Source organism: Agrobacterium sp. 20P9.1.2 (assembly GCF_057799395.1).
Genome location: NZ_JBYOKI010000005.1, coordinates 201,103 through 215,413 on the forward strand (window position 1 = coordinate 201,103; position 14,311 = coordinate 215,413).

Sequence of the window (14,311 nt, forward strand, 5' to 3'; positions counted from 1 at the left end):
GGTTTGCAGATGAGCAAGGCCATCTCCGTCATCGTCTGGATGCTCGTCTCGGTCTGCGTTCTGGTGATCGTCACGCTGCCTGTCAGCTTGCAGACGCATCTCATCGCCACCGCGATCTCGCTGTTTCTGCTCGCCACCATCAAATCGCTGAACGGCAAGGGCGCATGGCGGCTTATCGGCCTTGGCTTCGGCACGGCCATCGTGCTGCGCTATGTCTATTGGCGCACGACCAGCACCCTGCCGCCCATCAACCAGCCGGAAAACTTCATTCCCGGCTTTCTGCTCTATCTCGCGGAAATGTATAGCGTGCTGATGCTGGCACTCAGCCTCGTCATCGTGTCCATGCCACTGCCGTCGCGAAAGACGAGACCGGGATCACCGGGCTACGTGCCGACGGTCGATATATTCGTCCCGACCTATAATGAAGACGCCACACTCCTTGCCAACACGCTGTCGGCGGCAAAGAACATCGACTATCCAGCAGACAAATTTACCGTCTGGCTGCTGGATGATGGCGGCACGGTGCAGAAGCGAAATGCTTCCAACGTTCCCGATGCGCAAGCCGCTGCCCGTCGACATGAGGAGCTGAAAAAGCTCTGTGCCGATCTGGGCGTTAACTACCTCACGCGCGAGCGCAATGTCCACGCCAAGGCCGGTAATCTCAACAACGGGCTGGAGCATTCCACCGGCGAGCTCATCACCGTATTCGATGCGGACCACGCGCCTGCGCGCGACTTTCTTCTGGAAACCGTGGGCTATTTCGATGAGGACGAAAGGCTGTTCCTCGTTCAGACCCCGCACTTCTTCCTCAATCCCGATCCCATCGAGCGAAATCTGCGCACTTTCGAAATCATGCCGAGCGAGAACGAGATGTTCTATGGCATCATTCAGCGCGGTCTCGACAAATGGAATGGCGCATTTTTTTGCGGCTCCGCTGCCGTGTTGCGCCGAACTGCGCTGAAAGAAACGGATGGATTCAGCGGTGTCAGCATTACTGAAGATTGCGAAACGGCGCTTGCCCTGCATTCGCGCGGATGGCACAGCCTCTATGTGGATAAGCCCCTGATTGCCGGGCTTCAGCCCGCCACCTTTGCCAGCTTTATCGGCCAGCGCAGCCGCTGGGCGCAGGGCATGATGCAAATTCTGATCTTCCGACAGCCGCTTTTCCGCCGCGGTCTCTCGTTCACCCAGCGCCTTTGCTACATGTCGTCGACGCTGTTCTGGCTCTTTCCGTTTCCGCGCACCATCTTCCTGTTTGCGCCGCTCTTCTACCTGTTTTTCGATCTTCAGATTTTCGTCGCGTCAGGCGGCGAGTTTCTCGCCTATACGGCTGCATACATGCTGGTGAACCTCATGATGCAGAATTTTCTCTATGGCAGTTTCCGATGGCCATGGATTTCCGAGCTTTACGAATATGTGCAGACGGTGCACCTTCTGCCTGCCGTCGTTTCGGTGATTTTCAATCCGTCGAGACCAACCTTCAAGGTTACGGCCAAGGATGAGTCCATCAGCGAGGCGCGGCTTTCCGAAATCAGCCGACCCTTCTTTGTGATTTTCGGCGTGCTGGTCATCGCCATGATTTTCGCGATCTACCGAATTTATGCCGAGCCCTATAAGGCAGACGTGACGCTGGTCGTGGGTGGCTGGAACCTGCTCAACATCATCTTTGCGGGCTGTGCGCTCGGGGTTGTCTCGGAACGCGAAGAAAAATCCGCTTCACGCCGCGTCACCGTCAAACGCCGGTGCGAATTGCAGATTGGCGATAGCGAGGCTTGGTTACCGGCGACGGTGGAAAACGTTTCCGTTCACGGCATGCTCATCCACATTTTCGAGCCGGGACTGGTGAATGTGGAAAAGGGCACCACGGCCACCATTCGCGTCAAACCCTATAGTGAGGGCGTACCGGAGACGATGGGTATCAACATCGTCCGCTCGGTCAAGAAGGATGGCTTCATTTCCGTGGGTAGTACATTCTCACCCCAGCAGGCGGTGGACCACCGGTTGATTGCGGATTTGATTTTTGCCAGCTCCGAACAGTGGAGCGAAATCCAGCGTGTTCGCAGAAAAAATCCCGGCCTGATCAAAGGCACGATAACCTTCATGGCCATCGCGATCTTCCAGACGCAGCGCGGGCTTTATTATTTCTTCCGCTCGCTCAAGCCGGAACGGCAGACAAAACCCGCCTTGGGAACCGCGAAACCATGAGAAAGTCCCTTCTTCTCACCGCATGTCTGACCTCCATTTCAACGCTGGTGTTTGCGCAGTCAGCGCCGTTCGATATGTCGCCGGAAAAACCGGCAACACCGCCCGCACCGGCGCGGCCCGCGCCCGTTGCGCCAGTACCGCAGGTACAAACACCGGCTCCAGTCGCTCCCGCGGCGCCTGCCGCTCCCAGACCGGTACCAAGCGTGGCGGCACCTGCGGCCGCTCAGCCAGCAAGGGCGGCAACCGCCACAGCGCCCAGCAGCCCGGATGACAGGCGTCGGTATATTCTGCCTTTTCCAGACCTCAGCCTTGCCGGTGAAATAGACCAGCGGCAGTGGACGCTTTATCTGACGCCGGAGCAGGCGAAGGCCGCCGTTTCCCTGAACGTCGGCTATCAGAACGCAATTGTCGTTGCGCCTGAAAGCTCCAATCTGGAAGTCTCCGTCAACAATGTGCCACTGGAGCGCAAAAGCGTCTCGTCGCCGGATGGCGAGGGTAATGTGTCCATGGCAATTCCGCCGGGGGCGCTGCAAGCGGGTGCCAATGCCATTTCGCTCGGTGTGCAGCAGCGCCACCGCACGGATTGCACGATCCAATCGACCTATGATCTCTGGACCGATGTCAGCCCTGCTAGCACCTACATCGCGTTCAATGCCGATGTCGGCAGCCGGTTCAGCACGATTGACGATATTCAGGCGACCGGCGCCGATCTCGCCGGTTTGACGGCAATCAATATCGTGGCCCCGGGGCTTGCCAATCCGGTCTCCGCACAGCCGCTTCTCAAGCTTGCACAGGCGCTTGCCTTGCGCACACAGATGCCGAACCAGCAGGTGACCTTTACGACGCGCCTGCCGACGGAACGCAAAGCCGGAACCCTGACCGTTCTTGCCGGAACGTCGCGCGAGATCGCTGCCGCCACGCAGTCGGTACCGCCGGAAGCCTTGGCCGGCCCCTATGCGGGGTTTGAGAGCAACATCGTCAACGGCATTTCGGCGCTGATCGTCAGCGGCCCGACGCCGCAGACCATGCAGCTTGCCATCGACCAGTTGACCGCCTCCGTGGAGCGCCCGGCGGGCGGCTCCCGTACCACGCTGTCCACCAAGGCATGGCATACGCCGGACGCGCCGCTGGTCATGTCCGACCGCCGCATCTCGCTCTCTGCTCTTGGGGTAAAAAGTACCGAATTTTCCGGCAGACGTTTCCGGACCGATTTCACTATTGGCGCACCTGCGGATTTCTACGCTGCCGCCTATGGCGAAGCGACCTTGCTGCTGGACGCTGCCTATTCCAATGAAATCCTGCCCGGCAGCCATATCGACATTTATGTCAATGGCAACATCGCCTCGACCGTGCCGATCTCCAACCGGGGCGGCGGCATTTTCCGGCATCTGCCCATCAATGTTACCCTTCGCCACTTTGTGCCGGGGGTGAACACGATTGCAATCGAAGCCGTGTTGATGACGGATGCGGACACTGCCTGCCTGCCGGGCGCAGCTGCAAACCAGACGCCGCGTTTCGCGCTGTTCGACACGACTGAACTGCATATTCCCAACTACGCGATGATTGGTCGCGCGCCCGATCTTGCCGCCACCAATGGTGTGGGCCAGCCTTACCGTGCAAGCGATCAGCCCGTGGCCGTGTGGTTGGAGCGGGTGGATACGGACACCATGTCCGCCGCTGCCACGCTTTTGAGCCGACTGGCGCTTGCCGGTGGGCATCCGGTCCCAGTCGAACTCGTTGCAACGCCCGCTGCCGTGGGCGAGAGAAACGCGCTGTTCTTCGGCACGCTGGCACAGATGCCGCAGGCCTTGGTCAACCAGCTTGATCTGGCCCCAGCAAGCCAGGTCGCGTGGAAGGAAAGCGCAAGTGCGGTTCAGCCCGCGCAGACCGATCAGTTGTTCGATGACTGGCGCGAACGCGTAGATGGCGGCGTCTGGCAGGGACAAATCTCCTCTTTCGAGGAATGGATGAAACGCAATTTCGACATCAGCTCGGATACACTGCGTTTTCTCCCCGGCGCCGAGCAGATTTACACGCCACCGGGCAATGTCTCCTTCATGCTGGCGCAGGGCATGAGCCCGGGTGGCCAGGGCGTGTGGACCATGGCGACGGCTCCGACCTCGGCAGATTTGCGCACTGGCATGGCAGCAATGGCTGAACAGAAGCGCTGGACTACGATGGCCGGGCGCGTCGCGACCTATGATGCGACCGCCGACAAGGTGGACACGGTTGCCGCCGAGCAGCCCAGCTTCATCGTCACCCGGCCTTTCACTTTCTCGAACTGGCGATTGATCGCGGCGAACTGGTTGTCCAGCAACACGCTATCCTACTCGCTTGTTTTCATTGGTTTTCTAACGCTGCTGGGTTGTGTCACCTTCCTGATGCTACGGGGCATGGGGCGTCACAAATGAAAGACGTCTTCGGCCTTCCGTTCAAAGCCCTGGTGATGCTGGCGATGATGCTTTTTCCAATCAGCGCTACAGCCGCTTCGGTCACGGAAGCCGACTGGACTACATACAAAGCTGCTTTTCTCGATCCTACCGGGCGCATTATCGACACGGCAAACAACAATATCAGCCACAGCGAAGGGCAGGGCTACGGCATGTGGCTTGCCGTGCTGGCCGACGCGCCAGCGGATTTCGAACTGATCTGGTCTTTTACGAAAACGGAACTGCTGGTTCGGGATGATGGGCTGGCCGCATGGAAATGGGATCCGCAAACGGACCCGCATATTTCCGACATCAACAATGCCACGGATGGCGATATTCTGATTGCTTACGCCTTGGCACTCGCGGCCAAGCAATGGGGCAAGCCGGATTACGCCGACGCTGCCCGCGCCATCGCCCGCACTGTGCTTGCCAAGACGGTCGTCCAGCGGGGAGGGCGCACACTTCTCTTGCCCGGTACAGCCGGTTTTGCGGAAGCTGACCGGCCCGATGGCCCGGTCGTGAACCCATCCTATTTTATTTTCGAAGCCTTCCCCGTTTTGAACGAGCTTGTCCCGTCGCCGCTCTGGGCTGCTCTGACCAAGGACGGCGTCGCCCAGATCGCGGCCTATTCCTTCGGCCCAAGGAAGCTTCCGGCGGATTGGGTTTCCGTGAAAGCCAAGCCAAGGCCAGCCGACGGTTTTCCGCAGGAATTCGGATATAACTCGGTCAGAATACCGCTTTATCTGGCACGGGCAGGGCTGGGTGATGCGAAGCTTCTGGAGCGGTTGCGGGCGGAAACGGTGATCGACGGCGGCAATATGGCAACCTTCGATCTGCGGACGGGAGCGACGAAGGATGTGCTGTCGGATGCGGGATATCGGATCATTCCGGCGCTTTTGGCCTGCGTTACTAATAAAATACGCCTTCCAGACGACCTCCGTCGCTTCACGTCAACACTTTATTATCCATCTACGTTGCATCTCTTGGCTTTGTCATTCGCGACTCAGCATCAGGAGTGCTTGTGATCGGAAAGCCGCTTTACATATCAGCCGCGATATTGGCTCTGTGTGGTGTTACCGCATACCAGTGGCGCGATGAGCTGTTGGGCAGGGTTTCGCGTCTTCACACGACAGGTTCGATAGAGGCTGCTGAGCTTGGCGGACGCTCGCCTGCCGGGCAGATTCCAATGACAGGCAATGCCAAGGCACCGCTGGCGACAAGCCGCGTGGCGCAGACGGAGGGTTCGACCCCACCGGTCACCATGCCCGCTTTGGGCAGTTCTCAAGATACGACACTGGCGCAGGCACCCCGTCGGGCCCCGCCCACTCAAACGCCAACGCCGCCAGCAGCGACCCAGCCTCCCGTGGTGGATGAAAGTGCGCTGCGATACTTCGCAAGCCAGGGCGATACGGTCAGGCTTCAGGCAGAAATTGCCCGGTTGAGAGCGCTTTATCCGCAATGGACGCCTCCCGCAGATCCGATGGCTGTTCCCGAACAGGGCGATCCGCAGCTGGAAACCATGTGGCAGCTTTACGCCAATGGTCGTTATGCAGAGGTGCGAAAGGCCATCGCCGACAGGCAGGCCGCAGATGCCAATTGGCAGCCACCCACCAATCTCACGGATATGCTGACGCTGGCCGAGGCACGGCAGAGGCTGGTCAACTCGTCCGATCTCAAGCAATACAACGCGGTTGTGGAGACAGCGGCAGCCAACCCCGGACTGCTGACCTGCGGCGAGGTGGATGTGCTGTGGCGTCTGGCGGAAGCTTTCGTCCGCATCGACAAGCCCGAGCGCGGGCGTGACGCGTATAGTTACGTTCTCGGCAATTGCGATGGCCCGAGCGAACGTCTCGCGACCGTCCAGAAAGCATCTGCTCTCTTGCCGATGGCGATGATGAATGACCTTCTGGCCAGGGAAAGACCGGGTGCGGACGGGCAGCTGGAGTTCGAGCCGATCAAGGACGATCTTGCCCGCCAATTCGTGGCCAATGCCGGTGAGAACAAGGACGTCACCGTTCCTCCCGCATATCTGTCCCGGCTGGAGCGGGCGGCGGAAACCAGCAAGCTAGCCAGCGATGCGCTGTTGCTGGGCTGGTACAATCTTCGCCGCGAAAAAAATCAGGACGCGGAAAAATGGTTCCAGCAGGCCAAGCAGGCCGAGGATTCCGCATCTGCATCTCAAGGCCTCGCCCTCGCACTGATTGCCCGCGATGAGCCGCGCGAAGCCGAAGACGCCATGTATGAGTGGCGCGATTCGTCTGACGATGCGCGCAAGACTTATCTTGCAGCAACGGCCAATCTTCTCGCGCTAGAGCCCCCCGTCGCTCTGGAGCCGGAGGTTCTGAAGCGAATTGCTGATGAAACCGTTGCCCAGAAGGATGCGGCAACCGCACAGGAATTTGGCTGGTATTCGCGCGCATTTTTGCAGCCGCAACTGGCTGTGCAATGGTTCACCACTGCTCTCGGCTGGAAGGCCGATGACGAGGCTTCGGCCTATGGTTTGGCCTTGTCCTATCAGGACTTGAACAATGTCACGGAGGTCCGTCGCCTCCAGCAGCAATGGGGTGCGCAGTCGGAACGCATTCTTGCTGTCGGAAGGCCAGAGCCGACTGCTTCGCAACGCGTGGCGAGCAGCCAACCGGGCCGGGCTCCATTGCAACAGCAGCTTGCCCAGGCACAGCCCACCAATGTTGTCTATCAGCAGAACCCCAATGCCGCCGCGCCACGGCAAGGTCGTGTCGCTGTCGCGCAGAGCCAAGCCGCGCGCAAATCAACCGGTTGCGCTGCGACCTTCAACCCGGATGGCCTTCCGCCCCAGCAGGCCTTGCAGCAGGGTTGGTGCCTGATGGACGCCAACCGTCCCGCTGAAGCGCTTAAGGCTTTTGGTGCGGCGCTGAAAACCGGCCAATCGACCGTCAGAAGTGACGCCGCCTATGGCCAAAGCCTTGCCTATCTGCGCATGGGTCTGACGGATAATGCTGCCGTTTCCGCCACCAAATCCGGCATGGACAAGACCAAGGCGACAGAGCTTCAGATCGCGATCCTCACTGATCGCGCACTGGCCGCATACAACAACGGCCAATATGAAAAGGCGCTCATCCTGCTCGATCAACGCGCTCGTTTCGCCACAGAACGTAATGATCTGATGGTGATCCGCGGTTACGCGTACCTGAATCTCAATCGTTATGCCGAAGCCGTGCAGGTTTTCGAAGGACCGGCATCCACGGGCCATAGAGACGCTGTCAGAGGATTGGCTGCGGCATTGGATGCGCGCCCCAGCAAGGGTCCGCGCGGCGGTTAACACACCTTAGCGTTATTTCCAGACAGTTTTCATGGAATTCATTGAAAGTTCATGTGGCGGGTTATATGTGCTTTTCAGATAGTCATCTCTGAAAGACCGCGATGCTTACGAAAAAGGGAAAATACGGGCTGAAAGCCATGATCGACCTTGCCAGTCTGGCGCAGGGCGAGACCGCTTTCGTGAGCGAGATCGCAGCGCGCAACAATATCCCTAAGAAGTTTCTGGATGCCATTCTGCTGGAGCTGCGCAATGAAGGCATGCTGCGGTCCAAGAAAGGCCCCGGCGGCGGATATGCCCTTTCGAAAGCAGCATCCGATATTTACATCGGTCAGGTCGTCCGCGCTCTCGACGGCCCGCTCGCACCTATCCGTTGCGCCAGCCGCACGGCTTTCGAGGCCTGCGAGGACTGTTCCGATCCGCAGACCTGTCAGGTGCGCCGGTCCATGACCGACGTCCGCGATGCCATGGCTGCGGTTTTGGACAATATGACGCTGGAGCAGTTTGCGGCAAACACTGCAGAGCAACCGGCTGAACGCTCGGCATAAGTCAGAGATGAGAGGCGTTCAAAGCGCCGCGATATTCGCATATTGCCCGCCGTGATAGACCAGCGGAAAGCCCTCGCTACGTTCGACCGACAGCACGCGTCCGATGATGATTGCGTGCGTGTGGCGTTCGATGACGTCTTCGACGGCGCAGTCGATAGCGGCCAGTGAACCTTTGAGTGCGGACGCTCCGCTTTCCAGCGTGAACCATTCGGCATCGCTATAACGATCCACACCCTTCAACCCGCCGACGCCTGCAAAGCGGGACGCGACATCCTGCTGGGTGGCGGAGAGGATGTTGACGCAGAAGTGGTTGTAGCGCGCAATCACCGGCCAAGTAGATGACGACTTGTTGATGTTCACGATCATGGTCGCCGGTTCCATGGAAAGCGCCGTTGCCGACGTCACCGTTGCTCCCGTGCGGCTTGCCCCCGTACCAGCTGTAATGACGGAAACGCCACCCGCCAGACTGCGCATTGCAGCCTTCAACTCGTTGGAATCGAATGCCGTTCTTTCACGTTCTTCGTGAAGGTAAGTTACCGTCGCCGTCATCGTGTCCATCTCCAAAAGCTTCAAGGCCCCACGCTTGAACGATATCAGCGCAGGTATGGAGCGAGGAGCGAAAGGATTTCATTGTTGACTGATTTTGTAGAAATCTATTGTGGTCTGAGGGCTTTTGACGCGCATGAGCGTGTTAGTCCGAGAGATTTCTGATCGTGCGCATGAATATTCGCGCACCGGTTTCGATCAATGCGTCGGGAAAATCATAATCAGGATTATGCAGGTTCGGGTGGTCCATCCCGGCACCTAGAAAGAACATGGCCGATTTCGATACTGAGCCAAAACGCCCAAAGTCTTCGGAGGCACGCATCGGCAGGCTCCGCTCGTCATGCGGCACCTTTTCTTCATCCAGCGCCCGGTTCAATTCTGCGACGGCTTCGACGTCATTTTCACAATGATGGAAAACATCGTCATAGACGATGTCGAGCGTCAGGCCGTTTGCGGCCGCAGCGTCCGTCGCAAGCTTTTCCGCTGCCTCGCAAAGTTCTGCCATGCGCCCATCGGTTAACGTTCTCAACGTTGCCCATATTTCTCCATCGGCGGGCGCAATGCCGAAGGCGGCTTCTCCCATGACGGCGTGCGTTATCGTCACCATCTTGAAATCCGGCTGCGGAGGCATGCCGTGGCCAAGGCCGGAGAGGGCGGGCATGAGCGTGGCAATGGCCCGCATGGGTGAAATGCCGTGTTCGGGTGATGAGGCATGCGCAGTCTTGCCCATCAGCCTAATCTTCATCCCGCGCGACGCGCAGTTGACCGGTCCTGAAATCAGCGACACATGGCCGAATGGCAGGCCGGGCAGATTGTGCAGGGAGAAGGCATAGTCTGGCCTGATGTCCTCAAAGGCGGGATCGGCAAGAACAGCTGCCGCACCCGCTCCGGTCTCTTCGGCTGGCTGAAACAGCAGCACGACCTTGCCGCTTTTTGGGCGCTGCCGTGAGAGGCCGCGCGCAAGGGCGAGCAGTATCGTGGAATGCCCATCATGTCCGCAGAGATGCCCGGTGCCATCAGCCGTGGAGCGATGAGGGACATCGGTTTTCTCAAAAATAGGCAGGGCGTCGAGTTCGGAGCGAATGAGGATGGTCGGGCCATCGATGCCGCTTTCGAAGATCGCAGCCACCCCGTGACCACCCAGGTTCGTCAGAACTTTGTCGGGCGGGTAGGCTTCCAAGGCGGTGAATATGCGGCGTGCCGTCTCCCGCTCCTCACCGGAAACCTCCGGATGTCGATGCAGGTCGTGGCGGATATCCACGAGTTCGACCAGATCTCGGTTCGATAGAAACATGATACCCCGCAGAAACGGCATTCAGGAAAACGCCATTTCTACAGCTTCATTGCATCAATGCAAAACCTTCGGCGGCACCCAGCGGCGATTTTGTTCGCTTTCACGCCCTGTGACGATAACAGAACCGGCGAGTGTCGAAGCTGGCGCTACAGACATTCTGATGCGCGCAAGTGCTGCCTTGGCTTTTTCGGCATATTCCATATTCACCGTATCATCGGAATGGTAGCTTTGCAGTTTTTCGAAAATCCCCGCGGCTTCGTTGCGTCTCCCGGCAGCTACCAACGCAATGCCGCATTTATAGAGCGCTTCGCGGTGGAACGGCGCGCGGGTGGTGACATCCTGAAAGGCTTTGACGGCACCTGGATAATCCTTTTGCGCAAGCCGCGTTTCGCCGAGCCGCAGCAGAGTGGGCACAGGATCTGCAACCGATCTGCTGATGGAAAGATAGGATATTTCCGCCTCGTGGAAATCGCCTTTCTCGAAAAGCAGATTGGCGAGCCCGAATTCGGCGCCGCTGTGGTCGGGTACGGTTTCCAGTACCTGCCGGAAAGCGACCTCGGACTGGGTTTTGGCCCCAGTTTTGTAGAGCCTCAACGCTTGCTCATAGACGAAGCGCACGCTGAAAGGATGCAGCTTGTCCTGAAGGTTTTCGCCGGAACGCGTCTTGAACAGTGTGCAGGTGATAGGCCTTTCCTGCGGGCCGAACATGTATTTGTAGGGCTCGTTGCCACGTAGAAAGTCATACTCCTTGAAGCCCATGTCGATGGCCCGGCGAATGCAATATCCATGTAGTATCAGACCGGGTGAGGGCGTCGTCCAGCTTTCGTCACGTCCGGTAATATAGAAAAGCACGACGCCCTTCTGCCGGTCCAGGATGTTGGCGAGCGCGCCAAGCGGCCTTTCGCCATGCCACAGCACCGGCAGGTCCAAAGTGCCATCCGCAAAGCAATCCATCAGCATCTCGCGGGTCGCGTAGATCAGCTTTTCGGTCCGCTCCTTGCCCTTGAAAGGCGCCCATTTGGTGCGCCAGAGATCGAACAGAATGTCCATGTCCCGATCTATCGTCTCGGGCGTGGCGAAGGTGATGCGGTAGCTGTTGTCGCTTTCCACCTTGCGCAGAAACCGCCGCAGCTTCTGCCGCGTCTGGCTGCTCATGTGGGTTTCCAGATATTCATCGAACGTCGCGGGCAGCGTCACCACCGGGCAGACGCAATTGTTGATATTGTTGGGGCTCTTCGGCGTGCTGTCGCGAAACATGACCAACGGTCCCTGCAAGGCCCTGACCATGGCGTCGCGACGCGTTGGCGGGCCGCTGAGATAATCGAGTTTCAGATGCGTCCAGCGCTGCTCCTTGATAAAGGCGCAGAATCCGGCCACGGCATTGTTTTCATATTCCGGCCGCGTGATGAAGCCGGTGTAATCTGCCGCAAAATTGCCGGCCATGATGATTTCATCGAAGAAGCGGCCAGTTTTCTTGTCCTGTTGGGTGACGACGCGCAGGGGAAAGAAGGCGACATAGGGCGAGCCCTCCGGCTTTTCGCGCAAAGCCAGAATGAACCAGCGCCCGCGCCGCGAGAGATAGGCTCGAAGCCATACCCACGACAGGAAATGCTGGGCATAGGGGTCAGCCGCAAAGACCGCATCCCAACTGTCGCGAATGGCCTCAAAGCCCGCCCGTGTATCAATCACGTCAATGCGCATAGTCCCCTCCCAATACGATTTACGATGGCTTTGGGAGGTCTCATTCTAGGGGGAAATATTCGGCGGCAAATATTCCGTTCGGGTTAGAACGCGCCATCAATTGGGGCTATAACCGCCAACTTTCAGCCCCGGTAAGCAACAAGCACGGCACCGCAGGCAATCAGCACGACGCCCAGCCAGTTCGGCAATGACAGTCGCTCTCCGAGAAACAGAACGGCGAAAACCGCAACGAACACGACGCTCAGCTTGTCGATGGGCGCGACGCGGGCGGCGTCTCCAATCTTCAGGGCGCGGAAATAGCATATCCATGACGCACCGGTGGCAAGTCCGGAAAGAACCAGAAACAGCCATGTGCGCCCGGTAACATTGGCCGGGTTCTGCCAGTTGCCGGTGATGTAGACCATGAAGCCCGCGGCAAAAAGAATGACGATGGTGCGGATGAAGGTGGCGAAATCCGAATTGACGTTTTCAATGCCGATCTTGGCGAAGATTGCGGTGAGTGCCGCGAAACCTGCGGAAAGAAGCGCCCAGAATTGCCATGTCAGCAGAAGGTTTTTCATCTCGGGGCTCCGGCGCGACGTTAAGCGCAAACATCTTTTTATTCCGATTATATCGGACTTGAAAGTGTCCGTAACGGCAAAAGGCCTGCGCCGAATAGTCGGGCAGGCCTTTCATGTTTGAAGCACGATGTGTCCGGCTTATTCCGCCGGCTGTGCCACCGGCGTTGTCGGCTGGACCTCGCCGATGCTGGGGATTTCTTCGCCACTCAGGACGCGGGCAAGCTGCGCCTCGTCGAGTTCGCCTTCCCAGCGGGCCACGACGATGGTCGCAACCGCATTGCCAACGAAGTTCGTCAGCGCGCGGCATTCCGACATGAAGCGGTCGATGCCGAGGATCAGCGCCATGCCTGCGACTGGCACGGATGGGACAACGGACAGCGTCGCGGCCAACGTGATGAAGCCCGCACCTGTGATGCCAGCGGCACCTTTGGAGCTGAGCATGGCTACGAGCAGCAGCAGAACCTGTTCACCGAAGGACAGGTGAATACCCGTTGCCTGCGCGATGAAGAGGGCGGCCAGCGTCATGTAGATGTTGGTGCCATCGAGGTTGAAGGAGTAGCCGGTCGGGATAACCAGACCAACGACGGAGCGCTTGCAGCCCGCCTTTTCCATCTTGCTCATCAGGCCCGGCAGCGCGGCTTCAGACGAAGACGTGCCGAGGACAAGCAGAAGCTCTTCCTTGATGTAGCGGATCAGCGCCAGAACCGAGAAGCCGTTGTAACGGCAAACGGCACCGAGAACGACCAGCACGAAGACCAGCGAGGTGAAGTAGAACGTACCGATCAGCATCGCAAGATTGGTAACGGATGAGATGCCGTATTTGCCGATGGTAAAGGCCATCGCGCCGAAGGCACCGATAGGGGCTGCCTTCATCAGGATCGCGACCAGCTTGAAGATCGGGTACATCAGGGCATGCATGAAGTCCACGACAGGCTTGCCGCGGTCACCGACGATGCCAAGCGAAATACCGAACAGGACCGAGAAGAACAGGACCTGGAGAATGTCACCTTCCGCAAAAGCGCCGACGATGGTCGTCGGGATGATGTTCATCAGGAAGCCGGTGATGGACTGCTCATGGGCCTTGGCCGCATAGGTCGCAACGGCCTTGCCATCGAGCGTGGCCGGATCGATGTTCATGCCAGCGCCCGGCTGGACGACGTTGGCGACGATCATGCCGATGATGAGCGCGAGTGTGGAGAAGGTCAGGAAGTAGATCATTGCCTTACCGGCAACGCGGCCAACCTTCTTCATGTCGTTCATGCCGGCAATGCCGGTGGCGACTGTGAGGAAGATGACGGGCGCGATGATCATCTTGACGAGGCGAATGAAGCCATCGCCCAGCGGCTTCAGCTGTTCGCCGAGTGCCGGATAGAAGTGGCCGAGCGCAATACCTGCCACGATGGCAACGATGACCTGAAAATAGAGATGCCGGTAAAACGGCAGTTTAACGTGGCTGGATGCCACGGCGGTGCTGTCAATCATTTTAGTTCCTCCTCGGTCACAACCCTGCCGTAGTGGCCTCCCGGGTCCGCCGTATTTGGTTCACGGTCGATGACCGTCTGAGGAGCAGTTTTGCAAGTGCCGTGCCAGAAATGTGATCGAGATGTTAAGTGGCTGAATTTAAATACTATAAAATCCTGCGTTGCAGCGTCCCTCAGAGATTTGTGTGGTTTCCCGCTCGGTCGTTCTTGCGGTTTGTGTGGAAATCCGCACAATGTGGTCATCATTGA

The 14,311-nt window shown here is 58.5% G+C and carries 10 protein-coding genes; 5 read left to right on the forward strand and 5 right to left on the reverse strand.

What is annotated here, in order from left to right:
* The first annotated feature begins 9 nt into the window (after window positions 1-9).
* The 5 genes from bcsA (at window position 10) to AC27VJ_RS15835 (ending at window position 8,480) form a co-directional block, all read left to right on the forward strand.
* Window positions 10-2,205, forward strand: a complete 2,196-nt coding sequence (gene bcsA / locus AC27VJ_RS15815) for a UDP-forming cellulose synthase catalytic subunit (RefSeq protein ID WP_488684818.1) — start codon at window positions 10-12, stop codon at window positions 2,203-2,205.
* Complete coding sequence (locus AC27VJ_RS15820; RefSeq protein ID WP_488684819.1) at window positions 2,202-4,616, forward strand: cellulose biosynthesis cyclic di-GMP-binding regulatory protein BcsB; 2,415 nt, start codon at window positions 2,202-2,204, stop codon at window positions 4,614-4,616. The genes bcsA and AC27VJ_RS15820 overlap by 4 nt, the downstream gene beginning before the upstream one ends.
* Complete coding sequence (locus AC27VJ_RS15825; RefSeq protein ID WP_488684820.1) at window positions 4,613-5,659, forward strand: family 8 glycosyl hydrolase; 1,047 nt, start codon at window positions 4,613-4,615, stop codon at window positions 5,657-5,659. The genes AC27VJ_RS15820 and AC27VJ_RS15825 overlap by 4 nt, the downstream gene beginning before the upstream one ends.
* Window positions 5,659-7,935, forward strand: a complete 2,277-nt coding sequence (locus AC27VJ_RS15830; protein ID WP_488684997.1) for a cellulose synthase — start codon at window positions 5,659-5,661, stop codon at window positions 7,933-7,935. Before AC27VJ_RS15825 ends, AC27VJ_RS15830 begins: the two co-directional genes overlap by 1 nt.
* 101 nt (window positions 7,936-8,036) lie before the next feature.
* Window positions 8,037-8,480 (forward strand): RrF2 family transcriptional regulator, encoded by a 444-nt coding sequence (locus tag AC27VJ_RS15835; protein WP_113089035.1) that lies wholly within the window; start codon window positions 8,037-8,039, stop codon window positions 8,478-8,480.
* Window positions 8,481-8,498: 18 nt separating this feature from the next.
* Here the strand turns inward: AC27VJ_RS15835 and AC27VJ_RS15840 are convergent, their stop codons facing one another.
* The 5 genes from AC27VJ_RS15840 to AC27VJ_RS15860 all read right to left on the reverse strand — a co-directional run bounded on the left by AC27VJ_RS15840 (window position 8,499) and on the right by AC27VJ_RS15860 (window position 14,063).
* On the reverse strand, window positions 8,499-9,029 hold the full coding sequence (locus AC27VJ_RS15840; RefSeq protein ID WP_113089144.1) for a flavin reductase family protein: 531 nt from the start codon (window positions 9,027-9,029) through the stop codon (window positions 8,499-8,501).
* Window positions 9,030-9,171: 142 nt separating this feature from the next.
* Complete coding sequence (locus AC27VJ_RS15845; protein WP_488684999.1) at window positions 9,172-10,320, reverse strand: amidohydrolase; 1,149 nt, start codon at window positions 10,318-10,320, stop codon at window positions 9,172-9,174.
* A 54-nt stretch (window positions 10,321-10,374) separates the two neighbouring features.
* Window positions 10,375-12,021 carry a GNAT family N-acetyltransferase gene (locus AC27VJ_RS15850; protein WP_488684821.1) on the reverse strand — a complete coding sequence of 549 codons (1,647 nt, stop codon included), beginning with the start codon at window positions 12,019-12,021 and terminating at the stop codon, window positions 10,375-10,377.
* A 122-nt stretch (window positions 12,022-12,143) separates the two neighbouring features.
* Entirely contained in the window at window positions 12,144-12,581 is a 438-nt protein-coding gene (locus tag AC27VJ_RS15855) for an EamA family transporter (protein WP_353576625.1), read from the reverse strand.
* A 138-nt stretch (window positions 12,582-12,719) separates the two neighbouring features.
* Window positions 12,720-14,063: a dicarboxylate/amino acid:cation symporter gene (locus AC27VJ_RS15860; protein ID WP_488684822.1), complete on the reverse strand. Its 1,344-nt coding sequence runs from the start codon at window positions 14,061-14,063 to the stop codon at window positions 12,720-12,722.
* Window positions 14,064-14,311 lie beyond the last annotated feature (248 nt).